20 protein-coding genes are annotated in these 21018 nt (G+C 37.9%); 7 read left to right on the forward strand and 13 right to left on the reverse strand.

Going from position 1 to position 21018, the window contains the following annotated elements; genetic code table 11:
• The first annotated feature begins 7 nt into the window (after positions 1 to 7).
• Positions 8 to 1054 (forward strand): PA0069 family radical SAM protein, encoded by a 1047-nt coding sequence (locus J2Y40_RS11550; protein ID WP_153396582.1) that lies wholly within the window; start codon positions 8 to 10, stop codon positions 1052 to 1054.
• 100 nt (positions 1055 to 1154) lie between these two features.
• Here J2Y40_RS11550 and J2Y40_RS11555 read toward each other — a convergent pair whose 3' ends face one another.
• Both J2Y40_RS11555 and J2Y40_RS11560 read right to left on the reverse strand, forming a co-directional pair.
• Positions 1155 to 1319, reverse strand: coding sequence for a bacteriocin-like protein (locus J2Y40_RS11555; protein ID WP_185151983.1), 165 nt, complete (start codon positions 1317 to 1319; stop codon positions 1155 to 1157).
• 368 nt (positions 1320 to 1687) lie between these two features.
• Complete coding sequence (locus J2Y40_RS11560; protein ID WP_153396580.1) at positions 1688 to 2638, reverse strand: isopenicillin N synthase family oxygenase; 951 nt, start codon at positions 2636 to 2638, stop codon at positions 1688 to 1690.
• Positions 2639 to 2722: 84 nt separating this feature from the next.
• Between J2Y40_RS11560 and menD the strand changes: the two genes are divergently transcribed.
• Entirely contained in the window at positions 2723 to 4399 is a 1677-nt protein-coding gene (menD, locus tag J2Y40_RS11565) for a 2-succinyl-5-enolpyruvyl-6-hydroxy-3-cyclohexene-1-carboxylic-acid synthase (RefSeq protein WP_153396578.1), read from the forward strand.
• Here menD and J2Y40_RS11570 read toward each other — a convergent pair.
• Together J2Y40_RS11570 and J2Y40_RS11575 are read right to left on the reverse strand one after the other, a co-directional pair.
• The gene (locus J2Y40_RS11570; RefSeq protein ID WP_153396576.1) at positions 4396 to 5022 is read right to left on the reverse strand and encodes an aminotransferase class IV; all 627 of its coding nucleotides are present in this window, start codon (positions 5020 to 5022) and stop codon (positions 4396 to 4398) included. The genes menD and J2Y40_RS11570 overlap by 4 nt on opposite strands.
• Complete coding sequence (locus tag J2Y40_RS11575) at positions 5006 to 5983, reverse strand: aminodeoxychorismate synthase component I (protein ID WP_309999061.1); 978 nt, start codon at positions 5981 to 5983, stop codon at positions 5006 to 5008. The genes J2Y40_RS11570 and J2Y40_RS11575 overlap by 17 nt, the downstream gene beginning before the upstream one ends.
• A 47-nt stretch (positions 5984 to 6030) precedes the next feature.
• On the opposite strand from J2Y40_RS11575, the gene J2Y40_RS11580 reads away from it, so the two are divergent.
• The 4 genes from J2Y40_RS11580 to J2Y40_RS11595 all read left to right on the forward strand — a co-directional run bounded on the left by J2Y40_RS11580 (position 6031) and on the right by J2Y40_RS11595 (position 8900).
• Complete coding sequence (locus J2Y40_RS11580) at positions 6031 to 6753, forward strand: hypothetical protein (protein WP_309999064.1); 723 nt, start codon at positions 6031 to 6033, stop codon at positions 6751 to 6753.
• Positions 6754 to 6824: 71 nt separating this feature from the next.
• Entirely contained in the window at positions 6825 to 7559 is a 735-nt protein-coding gene (locus tag J2Y40_RS11585) for a beta-carotene 15,15'-monooxygenase (protein ID WP_153396570.1), read from the forward strand.
• A 16-nt stretch (positions 7560 to 7575) separates the two neighbouring features.
• The gene (locus J2Y40_RS11590) at positions 7576 to 8667 is read left to right on the forward strand and encodes an AI-2E family transporter (protein ID WP_153396568.1); all 1092 of its coding nucleotides are present in this window, start codon (positions 7576 to 7578) and stop codon (positions 8665 to 8667) included.
• 11 nt (positions 8668 to 8678) lie between these two features.
• On the forward strand, positions 8679 to 8900 hold the full coding sequence (locus J2Y40_RS11595) for a DUF3820 family protein (RefSeq protein ID WP_153399915.1): 222 nt from the start codon (positions 8679 to 8681) through the stop codon (positions 8898 to 8900).
• A 208-nt stretch (positions 8901 to 9108) separates the two neighbouring features.
• Here J2Y40_RS11595 and uvrB read toward each other — a convergent pair whose 3' ends face one another.
• The 3 genes from uvrB to J2Y40_RS11610 form a co-directional block, all read right to left on the reverse strand.
• A complete protein-coding gene (gene uvrB, locus J2Y40_RS11600; protein WP_153396566.1) occupies positions 9109 to 11100 on the reverse strand; it encodes an excinuclease ABC subunit UvrB in 1992 nt (663 codons plus the stop codon).
• 257 nt (positions 11101 to 11357) lie between these two features.
• Positions 11358 to 12749: a M56 family metallopeptidase gene (locus J2Y40_RS11605; protein ID WP_153396564.1), complete on the reverse strand. Its 1392-nt coding sequence runs from the start codon at positions 12747 to 12749 to the stop codon at positions 11358 to 11360.
• Between the two features lie 2 nt (positions 12750 to 12751).
• On the reverse strand, positions 12752 to 13123 hold the full coding sequence (locus J2Y40_RS11610) for a BlaI/MecI/CopY family transcriptional regulator (protein WP_153396563.1): 372 nt from the start codon (positions 13121 to 13123) through the stop codon (positions 12752 to 12754).
• Between the two features lie 108 nt (positions 13124 to 13231).
• Between J2Y40_RS11610 and J2Y40_RS11615 the strand changes: the two genes are divergently transcribed.
• Entirely contained in the window at positions 13232 to 14449 is a 1218-nt protein-coding gene (locus J2Y40_RS11615) for a PQQ-dependent sugar dehydrogenase (RefSeq protein ID WP_153396561.1), read from the forward strand.
• Positions 14450 to 14519: 70 nt separating this feature from the next.
• Here J2Y40_RS11615 and J2Y40_RS11620 read toward each other — a convergent pair whose 3' ends face one another.
• From J2Y40_RS11620 to J2Y40_RS11645, 6 genes are all read right to left on the reverse strand, one after another.
• Positions 14520 to 15677 (reverse strand): pyridoxal phosphate-dependent aminotransferase, encoded by a 1158-nt coding sequence (locus J2Y40_RS11620; RefSeq protein WP_153396559.1) that lies wholly within the window; start codon positions 15675 to 15677, stop codon positions 14520 to 14522.
• A 4-nt stretch (positions 15678 to 15681) separates the two neighbouring features.
• Positions 15682 to 16761, reverse strand: a complete 1080-nt coding sequence (locus J2Y40_RS11625; RefSeq protein ID WP_153396557.1) for an NAD(P)/FAD-dependent oxidoreductase — start codon at positions 16759 to 16761, stop codon at positions 15682 to 15684.
• A gap of 277 nt (positions 16762 to 17038) precedes the next feature.
• Positions 17039 to 18415, reverse strand: a complete 1377-nt coding sequence (locus J2Y40_RS11630; protein ID WP_153396555.1) for a tryptophanase — start codon at positions 18413 to 18415, stop codon at positions 17039 to 17041.
• Between the two features lie 90 nt (positions 18416 to 18505).
• Entirely contained in the window at positions 18506 to 19123 is a 618-nt protein-coding gene (locus tag J2Y40_RS11635) for a DUF502 domain-containing protein (protein ID WP_062698892.1), read from the reverse strand.
• Between the two features lie 14 nt (positions 19124 to 19137).
• Positions 19138 to 19716 carry a tRNA-(ms[2]io[6]A)-hydroxylase gene (locus tag J2Y40_RS11640; protein ID WP_153396553.1) on the reverse strand — a complete coding sequence of 193 codons (579 nt, stop codon included), beginning with the start codon at positions 19714 to 19716 and terminating at the stop codon, positions 19138 to 19140.
• A 149-nt stretch (positions 19717 to 19865) separates the two neighbouring features.
• Positions 19866 to 20954, reverse strand: a complete 1089-nt coding sequence (locus J2Y40_RS11645; RefSeq protein WP_309999072.1) for an acyltransferase family protein — start codon at positions 20952 to 20954, stop codon at positions 19866 to 19868.
• Between the last annotated feature and the right edge of the window lie 64 nt (positions 20955 to 21018).

A 21018-nucleotide genomic window follows, 5' to 3' on the forward strand; every position in this document is an offset into this window, starting at 1 on the left:
CACCATCATGCAGAACGGAAATTTCATAAAAGGACAAGGCGCTCAGCGAAACTTAATCAACCGTTTCGACAGGTATACTTTTGAGCCCGAGGATGAAGATTTCGAAACAATGAAGACAACTTTCACAGAAGTTTTTCCAAAAACAATCGTCAATCAGGTAAAAAGTGAAGACCTTCCGATGGAATATTCTATGAATCCTTATCAGGGATGTGAGCATGGCTGTTCTTATTGTTTTGCAAGACCAACCCATGAATATTGGGGATACAGTGCCGGAATTGATTTTGAAAGAAAAATCATGGTAAAGAAAAATGCTCCGGAACTCCTTGAAAAATTTTTTCAGAAAAGAGGATATAAGCCTGCACCAATTTTGCTTTCCGGAAATACAGATTGTTACCAGCCTGCGGAACGGCAATTTGAGATCACAAGAAAATTACTCAAGGTGTGTCTTGATTACCGTCACCCTGTTAATGTGCTGACAAAAAATGCATTAGTGTTAAGAGATCTGGATATTCTACAGCCTTTGGCAGAACAAAATCTTGTTTCTGTCTCATTGAGTATTCCCACCATCAATGAAGAGCTCAGACGAAAGATGGAGCCTAGAACCAGCTCATCCCAGAATAAACTGAAAGCAGTTGAAATTCTTTCTGAACACCATATTCCTGTGCATGTTATGGTAGCACCCATTATTCCGGGTCTGAACAGTGATGAGCCATTAGGAATTCTGAAAGCTATTTCGGAGGCAGGAGCTAAAAGTTTCGGCTATACCCTGGTAAGGCTGAATGATACTGTTGAACCTGTTTTTGTGCAGTGGATCGAAAAAACTTTCCCGGACCGGGCGCAAAAAGTGCTGAACCTGATCCGTTCTATGCGTGGTGGAAAATTAGGAGAGAAAAAACTTTTTGACAGGCAGAAAGGGGAGGGTAATATTGCGGAAATGATTCATAACACGTTTAAGATCGGAAGGAAAAAATTCTTTGATGGAGGAGCGTTTCCTAAACTTTCTACAGCAGGTTTTACAGGAGCTAAAGATCAGCAGCTGAGGTTGTTTGACTGATGTTTTATTCTTCTGTTGCCTGAGAGGTTTTACAGTATAATAAAATAACCACCTGTTTCACAGAAAAGGTGGCTGTTATAATTTTCAATATTTCAGAGTCTTACATTGTAGGATCTCCTTCAGGACATTTAAAATCATCACTGCAGGTTGCACAAACAATCATGCCATTGCAGTAATACATGCAGAAGTCTGGCTCAGGACGTGTGATTCCAGCACCAGAAATGCCTTTTAACTGCCCTTTGTTTAGTTTTTTTAGATTTTTCATATTGTTTTAATTTGAAAGTTAAGAGTATGGTAAATATAATTAAAAATGTTTTTCATTTGCTAAATAAAAAGCTTTTTAATTAATCAATGTTTGAAAAATCATAGTAATAAAGCTTTACGCTGTCATTTATTACCTTTTTAGATGAATAACTGAGTGTAAGTGGTTGATTTTTAGGCAGAAATTGCTTCTCTTGTACTGTTGAAGAATTCTCTGAAACGTTTTCCGGGTGAAAATTGTTGGAAAAAAAAGAACTTGACCGCAGATGGAGTCTGCTAAGAGGAACCTTGTAGAAAGGAAGTATAAAAGTCAATAACTGACCAGCGGTTATGAAAACCGACTAACGATCAGCTATTGACTTTTTGTATTATTTATTTTTTGATCAGACCTAATTCTATCAGTCTTTCATGCAGAAATTCTCCTGCTGTTGTGTCCTCGTATAACTTTGGATTATTTTCATCCACACAGTTTTCAAGGGCATTTAAAGACATAGCACTGATTGGGTGCATGAAGAAGGGAATAGAGAATCTTGAAGTTCCCCATAATTCTCTAGGTGGGTTTACCACTCTGTGAATTGTTGATTTCAGTTTGTTGTTGGTATGTCTTGAAAGCATATCACCAACATTGATCATCAATTCATCCGGTTCTGCGATGGCGTCAATCCATTCCCCGTTGTGGTTCTGAACCTGAAGTCCTTTACCCTGAGCACCCATTAGGAGTGTGATAAGGTTGATGTCTCCGTGTGCTGCTGCTCTTACAGCATCATCCGGTTCTTCTGTGATTGGCGGATAATGGATAGGTCTTAAAATAGAATTTCCTTCAGCGATCTTATCGTCAAAGTAAAACTCATCCAGACCAAGGTGAAGTGCCAATGCTCTCAGTACGTACTGGCCTGTTTTTTCAAGCATCTGGTAAGCTTCTTTACCTACCTCGTTGAATCTTGGAAGTTCTTCAACGATTACGTTGTCAGGATACTCAGCTTTGTATTTTGAATCATCAGACACATACTGTCCAAAGTGCCAAAACTCTTTTAAGTCTCCTTTTTTGAAACCTTTTGCAGTTTCTTTACCGAATCCTACATACCCTCTCTGGCCACCAATTCCCGGAATTTCATACTTCTGTTTTGTTTCCGTTGGTTGGTCAAAAAAGTTTTTTACCTCTCCATATAAATCATCTACTAGTTTGTCATCAAGAAAATGGCCTTTTAAGGCTACAAAACCAATTTCTTCATAAGCTTTTCCGATTTCATTTACAAATTTCTGTTTGCGTTCCGGGTTGTCCGAAAGGAAATCACGCAGGTCTACACTAGGTATTTTATCCATTTTTAGAAATTTACGAATAGCAAAATTACATTTTTTTTAATTCAAATGATTTTAAAATCATTATTTATCATTTAAATTTGCTGTATGAAAAAATATTCTTCTAAGAGAAGTATTCAGATACTTGCCCATCTTCTTCAGCAGTACGGAATTTCGGACGTTGTGATCTCTCCTGGATCAAGAAATGCTCCTTTGGCGATTCATTTTTCAGAGATTGATGCTTTCAACTGTTACAGCATTGTAGATGAAAGAAGTGCGGCTTTTGTTGGAATGGGTATGGCAAAAAGTGAGAAGAAACCGGTGGCAATTACCTGTACCAGTGGTTCTGCTGTGGCTAATTATTATCCGGCTGTTACCGAAGCTTTTTATCAGAATATTCCGCTTTTAATCCTGAGTGCTGACAGACCGACTGATTTTGTTGATATCTTTGACGGGCAGACGATCAGACAGAGGGATATTTTTCATCAGCATTCTTACGGTGATTTCCAGCTTTTGGAAGACAGCAAAGACGGGGCAGAAGATGTTAATTTTGATCTCATTAAAAAAGCAATTGAGCTTTGTTTTGAAAAGCAGGGTCCCGTACATATCAATATTCCTTTAGAAGAACCTTTATATGAACTGGTTTCTGAGCTTCCGGCTTTTCCTACAGTGGAAAAAACCATCAAGCATAAAGACTATGAGATTCCATCCAATCTTGTTGCAGACTGGCATACCTCCCAAAGGATCATGCTTCTGGTCGGGACGAGGGATTATAGCCCTGAGCTTGAAAATCAGCTTACACAGTTGGTTAAAAATCATTCGGTAGTGGTTTTAAGCGAAGCGAATTCCAATCTTTATCATGAAAAGTTTTTCAGACATATAGACCGCTATATCTTTAATTTCACGGAAGAAGATTATAAAACGTATGCTCCGGATCTTCTGATTACGGTAGGACAGAATGTAGTTTCTAAAAAAGTAAAACAGTTTTTAAGAAAAGCCCGCCCGAAACAGCACTGGCATCTGGATGAAGTATGGCAGCCGGATACCTATTTCTCCCTAACGGAGAAAATTGAAGTAAAACCGGAAGTTTTCTTTTCAAAGCTTCTAAATTTCATCAATCTTGAACCGAGACCTTATTTCAACCTATGGGATGTTTTAAGGGATAAAAAAGATACCAGACATCAGCAGTTTCTGAATAAGGTTGATTTCTCTGATTTTTATTTCTTTAATAAAGCATCACAGACCATCCCGGAAAATTATAATGTCCATTTCAGCAACTCTTCGGCAATCCGTTACGCTCAGCTGTTCGATTTTGGAAAGAGAAAAATATACTGCAACAGAGGAACAAGCGGTATTGATGGATGTACGTCTACAGCAATGGGATTTGCCATTAAAAATGCTAATCCAACCCTTTTAATTACAGGCGATCTTAGCTTTTTCTATGACATCAATGGGTTGTGGAATCAATACATTCCACCGTTTGTGAGAATTATTATTTTCAATAACGGGGAAGGAAATATCTTTAAGATCATTCCGGGACCGGGCAATGCCAATCCCAATACTTTAGATGAGTTTATTGCCACAAAGCACCGGAAGCATGCAGAACATCTGGCGAAGCATTTCGGTTTCTCCTATATTAAAGTAGAGGATGAACCTACACTCGACAGGGTTCTTGAGAATTTCTTCAAGCCTGATACGCAACCGAAAATCCTCGAAGTAAATACCTATGGAAAGAACAGTGCAGATGTTCAGAAAGCGTATTTCGAGTTTATGAAAGGAAATTAAAGGTCCAGATATTCTTCATTTCCAGGCAGGTTGGTAATTCTGCTTATCGGATAAATAAACATATCATCAAAGTCATTCATGGCGTTGATCAGCTGAAAATGGGAAAACTGCTTGATATTCTGCAGGGTGATTTCTGTTTCCTTTATTTTTTTCTGCTTCAGAAGATTTTGTCTCTGTACTCCGTTCAGAAGGTATGAGGATGGTGTAAACCAGTCTTTACCTTTAAGAAAGAGAATATTGGAGAAGGAAGTATCAGTAATATGGTTGTTTTTAACAATAATGATTTCCTCTGCCTTAGACTTCATTTTCATTTTATCTAATTCTTTCCGGTCTTCAAATTTGAAGGAATAGTCAAAGCTGTTATTTTCAACCAGTTGAAAATCATGGATCTCAGGAATAGCATAAGGAATCATCTGTGTTCTGACCCTTTTATCCAGATCATAAGAAATCCGGAGCTTGAAAAGTCCGTCTTCATCATGCTGAAGGTTTTTAAAGATTTTGGCCAGATCAATAGAGCCTTCTTTCCCGAAATGAGTGAAGGTCTGGTTAACACGTTTCTGATGTAATTCCAGTAAAAAGATTTCCTGATCTTCTACTTTAATGCTTTCAATGAATTGGGACATAGATTTTGTTTTTCATTTCCTGATACTCGTCTTCTAATCTGCTCATATGGGTGATGCCGCCTCCGCTTTTGAAATACAGACGATCTTCTTCTTTCTCAATAAAACGGATCATAACGCAGCTGTCAAGGTTTTTACCATCGAACCAGCCGCAGACTCCTGTATAATATCCTCTGTCATAACCTTCAGCGTCCAGAATAATTTCCAGCGTTTTTGGCTTGGGCGCACCCAGTATGGAACCTGCGGGAAGCAATTTTTTCATCATACTTCCTGTTTTTCCTTCAAATTCAGGTTTTATTGTTCCTGATATTTCAGAGCTCATGGCGTACAGGTCTTTCTGCCAGGTTTTGATGAGGTCGATATGCTGGAACTGATCCACTTTTACATCATCTGCTACCATGCTGAGGTCATTTCTGAGGAGATCCACTACCGTATAGTGCTCTGCTTTTTCCTTTTTATCGTTCTTCAATACTTCAGCGGCATTATCTATTGATGCGTCAATAGTACCTTTCATCGGGTAGGTCAGAATTTTGCCGTCTATAATTTTTACAAAAGTTTCAGGAGAAAAAAATACAAAAAAATCTTTATAAAAAACTTTGTATTTCGCATTTGAATGATAAAAAATTTCTTCAAGGCTTAAATTCGTTTGAATTTCAGTTTTTCTAGTATAATTTACAAGGTAAGAGTTTCCAAGGCGTATATTTTTCTGAACTTTATCAAATCCTATTTTAAAACTTTCTAATGTTTCGGGAAAGGATTTCCATTCAATATTTTTGTTAAGTTTAGGTTTCCTTTTTGTGTTTGAAAATGTTTGAAAATCAATTAGTAAGCCTGATTTTTCTATTTCAGACTCTGTATATATCTCTATATTTTCCGAAAGGAAGTCGATCATGAAAAAGTAAGGAACCTTCTGTAGGGAAAGTTCGTCCATTTTCATAAATTTTTGATGATTCACTGAAAACATTCGGCAAAAATACTTATTGATGATTACTTTTGCATAAAAAATTTTTGATGCAGAACAGATATCCTCAGAGACCGGGAGCAGAATTTATATTAAAGCAGGCGTTTTTTTACTGGAATAAGACCTTGATTTTTCAGCTGATGTTTTCCATTGTGTTTTTCGCTATGTTTTTTACTTCGATGTTTTTCTTTGCAGAGAGATACGGAATCTGGGAACAGAACCAGGAACTTGCAGAAGCTTTAAAACAGGGGAGTAAAGCTTACATGGAGAAGCTTTCAGCACTTGCTGCTACTGAAAATTATCAGATGTTCAGCTATGCTATCCTGGGAACATCGGTTTTCCTTTTTCCGTTGAATCTGGGACTGTTTCAGATCTTCAGAAAGATTGATCTGAATGAGAAAATTGAACTGAGAGACCTTTTTGTAGGGTATAACGGATTTAATTTTTTTAAATATGCCGGATATTACCTGTTTTGGGCAATGATTTACAGGATGGGAATTCCTACTGTATTTCTTGCTGTACTGTGGGTTTCAGTAACCGTTTTTGTAGCCCCGCTAATGTTTTTTATGAACAAAGGAATTTTTGAAGCAATATCTTTGAATTTTAAGGCGCTCAGGGTATATTCAGTACAGATATGGGTAGGAATTCTGGTTGCTATTGCTTTTAAATATGCTGGTTTTGCCTTGTTTCTTGTAGGTGGACTATTCACGTTTCCTTTCTGGAATGCCATGGTTTATTCTCTTTATAAAACCATTTTTTCAGAAAAACAATAAAATTTACATGGGTTTAATATGATTTTCTGTCAAAAAAAGTTAATTTTGATGGAATCATTAAATATTAAACTATGTCTGAATTTAACGAATTTGACCAGCAGGGATCCGTTCCAAACAAAGATACGGGATCTATTATTTCGCATGCTTTTGAAATGTATAAAGGGGTCTTCCTTTACGGCATTGTAGCTATGGTAATCTACTTTGTCGGTAGCTTTATCGTGCAGTCTATCAGTGGATTTAATTCTACATCCATGATGGAAGAAATGAGAAATAGCGGAGGAGACTACTCCAGTTTCAGCTACTGGAATGCTCCCGGTTTTACCATGTATCTTACATTATCCAGTCTTTTGGGGCTTTTGCTTGCTCCTTTGTATGTGGGATTGATTTACATTGTTAATAAGTACAATACCAAGAGCCAGATTGAGTTTGGGGATCTTTTTATTGGGTACCGTCAGAATTTTGTCAATATTCTGATCTATAGTTTCCTTTCAGGGATTATTTCGAGTATTGCCCTGGCTTTATGCGTAATTCCGGCCTTTTTTGTGTATCCTTTATTGCTATTGGGGTACCCGATTCTGTTATTTGAAAACGCTTCTGCTACTGAAGCATTAGGAAAGTCTTTCAATATTGCTAAAGAAAATTACGGAACATTTCTTGGGGCAACAGTTGTAGGTGGACTAATCTCTATTGCCGGAATCATTCTTTGCGGAATAGGGATCATTCTTACTGCTCCGTTTATTATGATTGTTGCCTATTCTGTGTATTGTGCCTTTTTAGGGAAGCCAAGACAGATACTAACTAAGTAATTAAAAATAAAATTTAATGTTGAATAAGGATAAACAGATAAGCAGTAATGTCATAAAACAGGTTTCCCTGCTGGCCATTATTCTGGTGCTTGCAGGACTGATCTGCTTTAATCTTTCGCTTTTTATTCCTTCAGTACTTGGGGCAATTACTATTTACGTAGTCTGCCGCAGATATAATTTTTATCTGCAGGAGGAAAAGAAGTGGAAACCCTGGCTTTCGGCACTTGTTCTGATGCTTGCGAGTCTGATTATCCTTATTCTTCCAATTTACTTTATCGCTGATCTGTTGATCGAGAAGCTGGGAAATGCTCAGGCCTATATGGCTAAGTTTAATGTGTTTCTGGATAAGATCCATGATTATATTTACAAAAAGGTAGAATTTGATATTCTCAGCAAGGAAAATATGGACAAGCTGAAGAGTTCTGCAGGTAGGTTTTCAACGTCTGCACTCAGCGGAACCTTCAATACGCTTACCGTAGTGATGTCCATGTATTTTATCCTTTATTTTATGCTGGAACGGCCTAGGTTGTTTGAAAAAATTCTTAGCTCTTCTGCTCCTTTAAAAAGAGCCAATATTTCTTTGATCGGCGATAAACTCAGAAAACTGATTATGGCTAATGCGATCGGGATTCCTGTTGTAGCATTAGGTCAGGGTATTGTCGGGTTGGTTGGGTATTTTATTTTTGGAGCGCCAAGTCCGGTACTGCTTTTCGCTTTAACCGCTGCTGCATCCATGATTCCTGTTGTAGGTGCTGCCATTGTTTATATTCCCGTCTGTATCTTTATGATCGCGGAAGGAAATACAGGGCAAGGACTTGGACTTGCCGCCTACTGTGTGGTGGTGGTCGGACTTACCGATAACCTGCTTCGTTTTACCCTTCTGAAAAAGCTGGAAAATATCCATCCGCTTAACACCGTATTCGGAATTATTATGGGGATGAATCTTTTTGGATTTATGGGCCTTATTTTTGGTCCTATTCTGATCTCATTTACCCTTCTTCTTATTCAGATATATAGAAATGAATTTTCAGAAGAAGAAACACGGCCTGAGCTGCAACTATCAGATAAAGACAGAGAAGGAGATAATAAAGTTGATTTAATCATATAAAAGTGGAAGGAATAAACCCGGAAATATTAAAAGAAATATGCGTCGTTAAAATGCCTTTCGGAAAATACGAAGGAACTGTTCTTGCTGACCTCCCTGTCAGTTATCTGGAATGGTTCAATCGAAACGGAATGCCTAAAGGTAAGTTGGGAATGCAGCTTGCAACGGTATATGAAATAAAATTAAACGGTCTTATGGATCTATTGGCGCCTATCAGGGCATCAGTCAGAAAGTAGATAGTATTGACCTGTAAAAGTTTCGGGCGGCATCGAAGATGCCGCCCGAAACTTTATATTTCTTGTATTATTTTTCTCCTGTATCAGTTTTATTTTTTGATAAATTTGAAATTATAGCCATTGCTTTGCTTTTCAGTATGTAATTCCCTTTTGATAATAACCGGGTTAGGATATATGGTGCCTTCATTTTTTATCTATTATTTCTTTATCAGGATTTTAATGCGGCAATTTCATCCCTTAGCTTTGCTGCTTTAATGAAATCAAGATTTTTAGCTGCTGCTTCCATTTCTTTCTGTTTCTGGGAAATCATTTTATCAAGATCTTCACCACCATAGCTTGCTTTGGTTTCCGCTGCTTTCTGAAGAATCTCTTTCTGAGTGTATTTTTCATCAGGGAAATCTTTGCTTCTGCCCACCAGATTTTCAGATATTTTCTTATTCAAGGCCTGAGGAACAAGTCCATGGTCCTCGTTGTACTTCATTTGCTTGGTACGGCGGTAGGCTGTTTCGTCCAAAGTGGCCTGCATCGATTTTGTAATCTTATCGGCATACATGATGGCTTTTCCGTTCACATTTCTCGCGGCCCGTCCTACCGTCTGTGTCATGGATCTTCTGCTTCTCAACATTCCTTCTTTGTCAGCATCAAGGATAGCTACTAGAGATACTTCTGGCAGGTCTAGGCCTTCCCTTAATAGGTTGACCCCGATCAGTACATCAAAAAGACCAAGACGAAGATCCTGCATAATCTGAATACGCTCCAAAGTTTCCACATCGGAATGAATATATCTTGTTCTGATTCCGAACTTTGTAAAATATTTGGTAAGTTCTTCAGCCATTTTCTTGGTCAGGGTAGTTACCAGTACTCGCTCATCAGCATCCGATCTTTTCTGGATTTCTTCCATCAGGTCATCAATCTGGTTTAAAGTAGGCCTTACCTCAATAATTGGATCCAAAAGCCCGGTTGGACGGATAATCTGTTCAATATAGGCGCCTCCGGTTTTTTCCAGTTCATAATCAGCAGGGGTTGCCGAAACATAGATTACCTGATTCTGCATGGCCTCAAATTCTTCGAATTTAAGAGGCCTGTTATCCATCGCTGCAGGAAGCCGGAAGCCGTATTCCACCAGAGATTCTTTTCTGCTTCGGTCTCCGCCATACATGGCATGAACCTGTGGAACTGTAACGTGGCTTTCATCAATGACCATTAAAAAGTCCTTTGGAAAATAGTCGATCAGGCAGAATGGTCTCGTTCCCGGAAGTCTTCCGTCCAGATACCTGGAATAATTTTCAATTCCCGAGCAGTAGCCTAATTCTTTGATCATTTCAAGATCGAGTTCGGTTCTTTCCTGAAGACGTTTTGCTTCCAAAGGTTTTTCAACAGAATTAAAAAAATCAACCTGTTTTACCATGTCATCCTGAATTTCTCTGATAGCTCCGTTTAAGGTTTCCTTTGAGGTAACAAAGAGATTGGCAGGGTAAATCTGGATCTGATCAAAATTGGCCTCTACATTTCCGGTTACCGGATCAAAGCTTTGGATTTTCTCGATCTCATCACCGAAAAACTGTATTCTTATGGCGTTATCAGCATAAGCAGGGAAAACATCAATGACATCTCCTTTTACCCGGAAGGTTCCTCTCTGAAACTCATTTAAAGTTCTGGCGTATAATGCATTGACGAGAGAGTGGAGAAGTGCTGTTCTGGTTACCTTCTCGCCGATGGCAATTGAAATTAATGATTTGTGAAATTCCGTAGGATTCCCAATACCATAAATACAGGAAACAGATGCTACGATCAATACGTCTCTCCTTCCTGAAAGAAGGCTGGCGGTAGCAGAAAGACGTAATTTTTCAACTTCTTCGTTGATGCTAAGGTCTTTTTCAATATAAGTTCCCGTTGTGGCAATATAAGCTTCCGGTTGATAATAATCGTAGTAACTCACAAAGTATTCAACAGCATTGTTAGGGAAAAACTCTTTGAATTCCATGAATAACTGTGCTGCCAGTGTTTTGTTGTGAGCAAGGACAAGCGTTGGCTTTTGTACATTTTGTACAACATTGGCAACGGTAAAAGTCTTTCCGGAGCCTGTTACTCCAAGAAGAGTCTGGTATTTTTCACCAATCTCAATTCCTTCGGTAAGCTTTTCTATAGCTTGAGGCTGGTCGCCGGTGGGTTTATATTCTGAGTGAAGATTAAAGTTCATAGGAAATGATGTATACAACAAAAATACGAAAGAAAATATTAGTCAGAATAAAGTATTTTAATGCGAATTCAGAATAAGAATAATGAAGTAAGGAATATTGTTTGTGAAAAAAGGAAATTATCAAGCTGTGAGAATCTTAAAATAAAAAAGCGCTAAAATAATAGCGCTTGTTGTTTATGAATGTTCAAAATATATTGAGGCAGGAAATTGGTGTTATTATCTTCATTAATATTAGATGAGTTTTTGGTGAAATAATATCACTTTTTATATGCCTGTGCCTTGAATCCCATTGCTGTAGCAGATTTCTCTTTCAGATACTTTTCAAAAGAAGCATGAGTCAACAGAGTTACCTGGTAAGGCTGTGGATTTCTGGCTGTTCTCGCATTTTTATAGACTTTGCTGATCGATACATGGGAGAAATCGGAAGTTTTGTAATTTTTTAAAGTGCTGTTTTCTATTTTTTTTGAATCAATCCACACCGCATAATTGCTTTTGTTTAAAAAAGAATTGAGTTCATTTTCAGTAGGCGTCCGTTTTTTTAAAGTAGGAACGGTAATGAAAGTGATTTTCTGCTCATCTTTTTGAGCATCTGTTAATTGGGAGTAAAGTTCTTCCAGTCTGGCTTTATCCTGTTCAGTGATTGTTTTAGAAAACTCAGCATATTGTCTGTTGTTCAGAAGATCGGAATATTTGTTTAAAATATCCTTAAATTCCTTATATGGATCAGGAGTTGTTGCGCGGTCTGAATTTTTGTAAGTAATCTCTTTTGAAGAGCCTGCATCAGCACTGGTGTTCACATATTTTTTTTCAGCAAACAGGGTTGCTGCAGCCACAAATGCAGTAAAAGCGGCGGCTTTTTTAAGCAAAATAAGTTTAGATTTTTTAGCGTTCATCATGATAAATCGTTTTTTGGTATTATTAAAATTAAATGAATGGATCAGGGAAAGATTCTGGCTATTGATCATTTCATCAAGAATTAAATTCTGATAGTCTTTAATGTTGAACTGGCTATTCAGAACAGCTTCATCGGCAAGGAATTCATGATTGGTGATCATTGCTTTTTTATACAGAAAAAGAGCAGGATTAAACCAGGAAAAGATTTTTAACAGTTCAATAAATATAAGATCAATACTGTGCTTCTGATCAAGATGGCTCTTTTCATGCAGAAATATCCTTGGATCAATCACATCATTTTGTACATAGTTTTCTCCCAGATAAATGGTGTTCCAAAAACTGAATGGCGAAAGATTTTTTTGAGTTAGAACAACATTATGCTGCTGGTAAATCTGTTTTCTTCCCTGTATTCTTTTTATTGCAACTATGGATAAAATACTCCTTATTAACAACATAAAAGTGACTGCCACGTAAAGGATCCATACGAGATTCATCCAGTCAAAACTCTCTTCTGCAGGCTGTACAAAAACAATTTGCTGCACCGCTTCCTCAAAGATCAACTGAGGTTTTGGGCTGTTTTCTGTGATCGGAGCTTCTGAAGTAACCGTTATAAAAGGAATAGTATAAGACAGAATAAGTGACCCGAGCAGATAGAATCTATTGAATCTGTACATCTTCTCCTTTTCCAGCAACAAATAATATACTGCAATGAATAGGGATGAACTTAGAATAATTTTCAGAATGATCAAAAACATAGCTATTCCTTTATTTGTTCGTCTATTATACTTCGAAGTTCTTTCAACTGTTTCTGGCTAAGTTTGGCATTGGATGTAAAAAATGATGCAAACTGAGTAACAGAACTATTGAAAAAACGGTCAATCATAGAGGTCATTTCCTCTTTGAAATATTCCCCTTTCTCTATCTTCGGATAGTATTCACGGGAATTTCCATACAGTGTATAGCCTACCAGGTCTTTATTCTGCATTCTTTTCAGCAGGGTAGCAATAGTGGTAGCAGCGGGCTTAGGCTCGGGATAAGATTCCAGAATATCTTTCATGAATATCTTTTTCTTGTCCCAAAGAATTTCCATGAGATCTTTTTCAGAATCGGTTAGTTTTATCTCTTTCATTCTACAATGTTGTAATTTGTTCTACAAATGTAGAATAAAAATTTAATCCTGCAAATTTTTATGGCATTATTTTTCCATTCAATTTGATAACCGATTAATCCTAATCTTATGAAATTCAATCAATTTTATATTCCTGTACTAAGTTTTTCATTATTCCTTACTTCATGTAAAAAGAGTTCTGTACAGGCCCAGCAGACCGGAAGTGATGGTAGTGTGGAAACAGAAAAACCGAATTCAGATTATCAGCCGGCCTTTAAAGGACAAACCAGGATTAAGGCGGTAAAGACTGCCGGAGATTATCAGGTAGAAATTCTGAATAAAGATTTAGGCCGTCCATGGGGAATCATTAACCTGCCTGACGGAAAATTTCTGATTACAGATAAGAAAGGGCATATGAATGTGGTTTCCGCAGACGGGAAACAGGTCTCAAAAATTGAAGGGTTTCCCAAAGTAGACTCCAAAGGGCAGGGAGGAATGCTGGACGTAGCACTTGATCCTGATTTTAAAACGAATAGTATTATTTATTTCAGTTTTTCAGAACCCTTCGGAAAAGGAAATCTGACCTCAGTGGCTAAAGGAAAACTGTCTGTCGACCTGAAAAGCATTTCAGAAGTTAAAGTAATTTTCAGGGCAGAACCCTCTTATGACGGAGATAAACATTATGGAAGCAGACTTGTATTTGATAAAGAAGGCTATTTATTTGTAAGTACAGGGGAAAGATCAGATAAGGTTACAAGGGTATATGCCCAGAAAACAGATAATTATTTAGGAAAGATATTGAAGATTACTAAAGAAGGAAAACCTGCTCCGGGAAATCCGTTTGTAGGAAAAGAAGGATATAAGCCCGAAATCTATGCATACGGAATAAGAAATCCGCAGGGATTGGCTATTGATGCTAATGGAAATCTCTGGGATGTTGAAATGGGGCCGAGGGGAGGAGATGAGATCAACCTGATCCTTCCGGGAAAAAACTACGGCTGGGGCGATGTTACCTATGGAATTGAATATTCCGGCCAGAAAGTAGGGCAGGGAATCACACAGAAAGAGGGAACGGAGCAGCCTGTTTACTACTGGGATCCTGTTATTTCTCCCAGTGGCGTTACTTTTTATACCGGGAATATGGAAGAATGGAAAGGTAATCTGTTCATTGGCTGCCTGAGTGGTGAGCATATCAACAGGATTGTGATGAAAGATAATAAAGTAGTGGGAGAAGAACGCCTGCTTGCAGACCAGAATGAGCGTTTTCGGGATGTTCTTAGCGGAATGGATGGTAATTTATATGCTGTTACAGATAGCGGGAAATTGTATAAAATTTCAAAGAAATAAAACAAAATCTCCTGAGAATTTTTTCAGGAGATTTTTAATTTTTAAATTACAGATAGAAAAATTGGTTCTACTAAAAGCTTTTGATAATCCTGTCAAGCCCTTCTTCCAAAATCTCCTGAGAAGTGGAAAAACAAATCCTGATATGGCCTTCTGCTCCTTTTCCAAACCATCTTTCTGAACCGGGAACAACAGCAACCTTACCATACTGTAAAACATGTTGGGTAAATTCTTCGCTGGACATGCCGTTTTCAATTTTCGGGAACAATACAAAAGTGGCTTCAGGCAGATTGGGTGTCAAAATTCCGGAATGGCTTAATTGGTTAAAAGCCAGATCTCTGTTGTTCTGCAGGTGACTTAGGAATTCCTTATACCATGGCTTTGCTCTTTCTATAGCTACACTTCCTGCAATCTGCGATAACGTGGAAACACCTTCTATGGTAGAATTAAAATTTGATTTTTCCGTGAAATCTTCAAGAATTTCAGCATCATTACAAAGAACCGCCCCGATTCTCAATCCGGCAATTCCGAATGACTTTGAAAACCCGTAAACTGTAAAGCTTTTCTTCTTAGCTTCTTCCGAAACGGAAGAGTAAGTATGAAAATCTTTCTGATCATAAATAATATCACTCCATATCTCGTCACTCATTACCCACAGGTTATGGGCAGAGGCAATTTCGGATATTTTTTTCAATACTTCCTTAGAATAAACCTTTCCAAGCGGATTGTGAGGATTACAGATGCTGATCAGCTTCGTTTTCGGATTAATTAATGCAACCATTTTTTCAAAATCTATGGCTCCGGTAGTATGATCTACAGGACATAATCTGACGGTTCCTCCTGCAGCTTCTACCGATCTTTTAAACAGGAAATCAACAGGATCTAAAATGATGGCTTCATCTCCCGGAGAAAGTACATAAGACGCAATAAGAAACATCCCCTGTGCAGCACTGTTGATAGCCAATACATTTTCAGGAGTAAAGGTTCCATGCTTTTCGGTGTTAAAATGTTCTGCAACATTTTTCTTAAATTCCGGAAGACCTGAGAATGGGCCGTAACTCAGATAACCATCCTTTAAATACTCTATAATTCCCTCTTCAATAGCTGGAGCTATCCTGAAATCCGGATCAGCTGCGGTAAGAGGAATGATTCCGTCTTCTATGGCAGCCCATCTTCCGTTGTAGGCTTTTCTTTTTAAGGCTTCAAAATTAATATCGTTATTCGTAAACATTGCTTTATTTATATGAGATGGGTAAAATATTTTCTGATTGCTGGCTAAGAGGGAGTAGGAACTGATCAAGAAGGATTCTTCCGTTCCTGATATGGGTTTCGATTTCCGGTTTTCTTTCTGCTTCATATTTTTTGAAAGTTTCTGTTATGTTTTTTTCCTGAAGCAGATATTGAGTTAGAGTAAAAGAATCCTTTAATGCGGAAGTGACTCCCTGGCTGGTAAAAGGAATAAGAGGATGGGCAGCATCCCCGATGAAAACAATATGGTTTTTGTGAAAAGGATTCAGTTTTTCCAGCTCGTAAACCCTCCACAGATGTACATTTTCGTAGCTGGAGCCTTTCACAATATCAGCAACGAGAGGGTTCCAATCATCAAAAACCTCAAACATGTATTTTTTAAGACTGTCTACTGAGCATTGTTCACCGATTTTGTACTTTTCATTGTCGAATTGAGAGTACCATAAAACGGTATCCGCAGAAAGTTTAAGGATTCCAAAGGTCAGTCCCCCATCTTCATGATGGAATTTCATGAAATTGCTGTCTAAACGGGCAGCTATATCATTACATTTGATGATATTAACCACTTCGTTCTCTCTTACCATCCGCATATTCTCATCTTTAAATATTGCCCTTCTGATCCTGCTTTTAGAGCCGTCGGAAACAATAATCATGTCAGAGTCAAGGTAAGAACCGTCGGTTCTTATTAATTTACCCTGCTGAACAGGGGAGTAAGTAAGTGTTTCTCCATAAGTGATTTTTTCTTCTGGAATATTTTGAGCTAAAATCCGGATCAGAGAGCTCCTTGATATGACAAAAACATTATCCAGATCCTTTTCTGCCAGAATTTCTCCTTTATGAGAATACCGGATATATTTCTTTAAAAAATTACCGTGCTCAAAAAGTTGGGATTGATCCACGATCTGGGATAGATATTCGATCCCTTCCTGAGGAAGCAGGAAGCCATGACCGGTTAAATCATCCTTCTCTCTCCGTTCATAAATGTGATAATTTAAATTGTGCTTTTCTAAGTAACCCGCTATGCTTAAGCCAGATATACCGGCGCCCACGACAGCAATTTTGTTCATTTCGGAATAATGGAGTTTTTCAAGTTAGTGTTTGGGTTTACTTTATGGGTAAACCGTTTTTAAGTATGTGCAAATGTAAATTAAAAACATTCATGATTTGAAAAAAATAAATCACTCCGGTTTAAAATCATGAATTAATAAAATGAAAAGCATAAGGTATTGTGTTTTTTTATAAATGCTGAAATGTAAACCGAATTGTGAAAACACCTTCTTCCTTGAAAGTAGAGTTTGTTTTCTATAATAAATAAAAACCGGGAGTAGATCCCGGTTCTGTTTTTTATGCTTCTTCAAGCTGTACTGTAAAATGTCTTAACAGATCTGGCTCCCAGGTAATCTTGTACCCTTTTGAAATCTCATCCCGTCTTTCATATACATTTTTAATAGCAGCGGCAATATAATCCATATGATTGTTGGTATAGGTCCTTCTTGGAATAGCAAGACGTACCAGCTCCAATTTCGGATAACGGTTTTCTCTAGTTTCCGGATCTCTGTCTGCCAGTAAAGTTCCGATCTCAACAGTTCTGATACCGGCTTCTTTGTAAATCTCAAGACCTAAAGTCTGGGCCGGATATTCCTCGCGGGAAACATTAGGAAGGAAATTAAGAGAATCAATAAATACGGCATGTCCTCCAATTGGCTTCTGAACCGGAATTCCATACTCTATCAATTTGTTCCCAAGATATTCCACCTGAGAAATTCTGCTTTCCAGGTAAGCAAATTCAGTAGCTTCATCAAGACCTACAGCCAGGGCAGCCATATCTCTTCCGGCCATTCCTCCGTAAGTAATAAATCCTTCGTAAATAATGGTGAAATTAGAGGCTTTTCTGAAAACTTCCTCACTGTTTAAGGCAATGAATCCTCCGATATTTACTAAACCGTCCTTTTTAGAACTCATGGTCATCCCGTCTCCATAGGAAAAGATCTCTTTGCAGATTTCTTTAATGCTTCGATTTTCCTGACCTTTTTCTCTTTTTTTAATGAAATAAGCGTTTTCTGCAAACCTCGCTGAATCAAAGAAAACAGGGATTCCGTAACGGTCTGAAAGTTCTCTTACAGCCTTCATATTTTCTAAAGATACAGGCTGTCCACCTGAAGAGTTGCAGGTAATGGTGATCAGACAGAAAGGAATGTTTTCTTTCGGATGGCTTTTATAAACCTCTTCCAGTTTTTCAAGGTTGATATTTCCTTTAAAAGGATGAAGGTCATTAATGTCGAAAGCTTCATCAATCGTACAGTCGATGGCGTGTGCTTTTCTAAACTCAATATGACCTTTTGTGGTATCAAAATGAGAGTTTCCGGGAACAACATCCCCTTCTTTTACCAACACAGAGAACAGAACATTCTCTGCCGCTCTTCCCTGGTGGGTAGGCAATAAATATTTAAAACCTGTGATCTTTTCAACAGTATTCTGAAGCTGTTCGAAAGAACGGGATCCTGCATAGCTTTCATCGCCGGTCATCAGGGCTCCCCATTGTCTGTCAGACATGGCTCCGGTTCCTGAGTCGGTAAGAAGGTCGATGAAAACCTGTGACGATTTTAGATTGAATAAGTTATAATTAGCTTCTTTAAGCCATTGCTCTCTTTCTTCTCTTGTAGACTGGCGAATTTCTTCCACCATTTTAATGCGGAAAGGCTCCGCGTACGGTAAATTCATGCGTTATGTTATTTATTAGATTGTTAACGAAAATTTTTTGAAAATAATTTCAAATTCATCAAAGTATATACGTAAAGGAGCAGAAGGCTGCTATTCAGGAGCTTTAAATATATTGTCGTCAGAATGAAATCCGGCAACACCGCCGCTTACCGCAAACTTCATCGCTGAAGCTGCAGTCATTCCGACAACAGGTTTGATGTTTTTTTCTTCCGTAACAATTACCCATCCTGAAATAGCATAGGAATGAGGTAGATATACCGCAACGTAATTGTGTTTGTCAACGTCCGACATCTCTTTTTGAGTTAAAAACCCGATTCTCCAGATCTCCGGATTCTCATTAGTCTTTACCCAGACAGGATCGTTGAATTTCTTTTTGTCTCCTACAAATGAGGACATAACGTCTTTTGTAGGCGTGTAGATATGCTTAACTCCCGGAGTTTTCTCCAGAAGGCTGTCCATAGTGTCGAAAAAAAATCGCCCCACTACAAACTTATTTCCTAAATATCCGAGAATAGCTGTAAATAGAATGGTTGAAACAAATACCAGCCCCGGGATTTCCTTTGCAACCGAAGGAATAATATTGTCGATAGCACTTACGATATACCAGATTACAAATATAGTAAGGCCTATAGGACCGATAATAACCAGTCCCTGAAAGAAATTTTTCAGAAAAAAATTGGCAATATTTTCGAAGCTTAGCTTTTTCAAGGGTTGTTTTTATTTTAACCGTGTATTGTTTCTTTGTTTCCGTAAGATTGAATAATATTAGCTTCATACTCCAGCCATGCATCCCATCGTTTATTTACTTTTTCAGGATCGCCAAGCTGTCTTGCAAAACCTATAAAAGTGGTGTAATGATTGGCTTCAGAGATCATCAGTTCTCTATAAAATTCCTTAAGCTCTTCATCCTTAATGTTTTCTGTAAGAACTTTGAATCTTTCACAGCTTCTGGCTTCAATCATCGCTGCAAAAAGCATTTTATCTACGATGAGGTCTTCTCTGCTTCCCTGAATGATGAATTTAGCCAGTTCATTTACATAATCATCTTTTCGGGCTCTTCCGAAACGGTAGCCTCTTTTTTTGATGATCTCATGAACCTGGTTAAAATGGTCGAGCTCTTCCTGCGCAATAGCAAGAAGCTCTGTAACGATCTCAGGATACTCCGGAAGCATCGTGATCAGTCCAATGGCATTGGTCGCTGCTTTCTGCTCGCACCAGGCATGATCCGTTAAAATTTCTTCAATGTTTCCCTCCGCAATATTTGCCCACCTTGGATCGGTAGGAAGTTTCAACTTAAACATGTTGTAAATTTTTTGTAAAAATAAAACAAATTAGACATATTCAATGCTTTTGGTTTTGCAGAATTTACTTTCTGTTGGTTTTTGTTCAAATGATAACCGTAATTATTGATGATCAAACGCATTTTATTTTTGAAGATTTTCCCGGCAGATCAGATGGCTGTTTTATTTCTTAAAAACTGCAGAACTTTCCATCCCTGACTATCTATTCTCTTTAAACCCGAAGCAATGATGAAAGCCAGGATGATGTTAATAATATATATGATGACCATCAATAGCCACCAAGGCATATATTCTTTCAATGGTACTACCAGGAAATATACCAATGATGAACTTATCCCTTGTGCGAAGTAAAAGAAAATAGCATTCTTTCCGATATGGGTTACAAAGCTTTCTTTAGTAATCTTTAATCTGTTGTACAATACAAATAAGGTAGTCAAAGAAAATAAAGACCAGATGATATAAGGAATTTTCGGTGGAAATTTATTTTTGTTGATTTTATAGAAGATTTCGCTTCCATAATACCAGAACATCCAGATTAAAGCTGCGGCAACAAGACCATATAATACGGGGATTATTTTTGTCGGAATTTTTTTGCCCCGCATTTGGTGTGCAATCAGAAAAACAGCAAGATAAAAGGCAACATAGCCCACCTGTCCTGCCGGATAATATTCAAGGAAAACGTTAAAAACTAAGGTCAGGCCGATGCACAGCGCAATAAACCAGTTGATATGCTTTGGAAAGAAACGTAATATAAGAACCCCAAATACGGCCAGGATAAAATATACTTTCAGATACCAGAAACTTCCCATCACTACAGGAAAAGTATCGGCATTGGTATACTGGTGAAGGTACCAGTTTCCAAGATTCTGCCACTGAGGATAAACGGAAACTCCGGTTGTGGAATATTTAGATCCAAATGTTGAATAAAACTTCTGCAGCCATTCCAATGAAAAGAAAGACAGTCCGAAGACCTTGAAAAAATAATCTAAAAAGAATAGGAAAGTCACGAAGATCATATAAGTGATCTGCAGTTTTAAAAGCCTGTAGAATGTTTTCTCTATATTCGAGCCTGACGTTATTCCGCTGAGGGCATAAAAAAGAGCCACATCAAAGACCAGGGAAAATACCCTGACTTCCGTAGGAATATAAAACTGTCCCGACCAGAAAGCGGTATGGATGAATATAATAGAAAGCGTTGCCATTCCCTTGGCAAAATCAATGTAGAGGTCTCTGTTCATATATTACAGGATATGGGTCAAAAGTAATTAAACTTTAGTTATTTATCAAATAAACAAAAGAGGC

Source organism: Chryseobacterium sp. 2987 (genome assembly GCF_031456375.1).
Classification (GTDB): domain Bacteria; phylum Bacteroidota; class Bacteroidia; order Flavobacteriales; family Weeksellaceae; genus Chryseobacterium; species Chryseobacterium vaccae.

Bases quoted from the DNA above. Each gene is read 5' to 3' on its own strand.
- J2Y40_RS11590 (WP_153396568.1), top strand. From the start codon at position 7,576: ATGTTGAATAAGGATAAACAGATAAGCAGTAATGTCATAAAACAGGTT.
- J2Y40_RS11610 (WP_153396563.1), bottom strand. From the start codon at position 13,123: ATGAAAGAGATAAAACTAACCGATTCTGAAAAAGATCTCATGGAAATT.
- uvrB (WP_153396566.1), bottom strand. From the start codon at position 11,100: ATGAACTTTAATCTTCACTCAGAATATAAACCCACCGGCGACCAGCCT.
- J2Y40_RS11620 (WP_153396559.1), bottom strand. From the start codon at position 15,677: ATGTTTACGAATAACGATATTAATTTTGAAGCCTTAAAAAGAAAAGCC.
- J2Y40_RS11625 (WP_153396557.1), bottom strand. From the start codon at position 16,761: ATGAACAAAATTGCTGTCGTGGGCGCCGGTATATCTGGCTTAAGCATA.
- J2Y40_RS11615 (WP_153396561.1), top strand. From the start codon at position 13,232: ATGAAATTCAATCAATTTTATATTCCTGTACTAAGTTTTTCATTATTC.
- J2Y40_RS11585 (WP_153396570.1), top strand. From the start codon at position 6,825: ATGTCTGAATTTAACGAATTTGACCAGCAGGGATCCGTTCCAAACAAA.
- J2Y40_RS11555 (WP_185151983.1), bottom strand. From the start codon at position 1,319: ATGAAAAATCTAAAAAAACTAAACAAAGGGCAGTTAAAAGGCATTTCT.
- J2Y40_RS11580 (WP_309999064.1), top strand. From the start codon at position 6,031: ATGCAGAACAGATATCCTCAGAGACCGGGAGCAGAATTTATATTAAAG.
- J2Y40_RS11560 (WP_153396580.1), bottom strand. From the start codon at position 2,638: ATGGATAAAATACCTAGTGTAGACCTGCGTGATTTCCTTTCGGACAAC.
- J2Y40_RS11630 (WP_153396555.1), bottom strand. From the start codon at position 18,415: ATGAATTTACCGTACGCGGAGCCTTTCCGCATTAAAATGGTGGAAGAA.
- J2Y40_RS11575 (WP_309999061.1), bottom strand. From the start codon at position 5,983: ATGTTTTCAGTGAATCATCAAAAATTTATGAAAATGGACGAACTTTCC.
- J2Y40_RS11605 (WP_153396564.1), bottom strand. From the start codon at position 12,749: ATGTTTTTGATCATTCTGAAAATTATTCTAAGTTCATCCCTATTCATT.
- J2Y40_RS11570 (WP_153396576.1), bottom strand. From the start codon at position 5,022: ATGTCCCAATTCATTGAAAGCATTAAAGTAGAAGATCAGGAAATCTTT.
- J2Y40_RS11550 (WP_153396582.1), top strand. From the start codon at position 8: ATGCAGAACGGAAATTTCATAAAAGGACAAGGCGCTCAGCGAAACTTA.
- J2Y40_RS11645 (WP_309999072.1), bottom strand. From the start codon at position 20,954: ATGAACAGAGACCTCTACATTGATTTTGCCAAGGGAATGGCAACGCTT.
- menD (WP_153396578.1), top strand. From the start codon at position 2,723: ATGAAAAAATATTCTTCTAAGAGAAGTATTCAGATACTTGCCCATCTT.
- J2Y40_RS11640 (WP_153396553.1), bottom strand. From the start codon at position 19,716: ATGTTTAAGTTGAAACTTCCTACCGATCCAAGGTGGGCAAATATTGCG.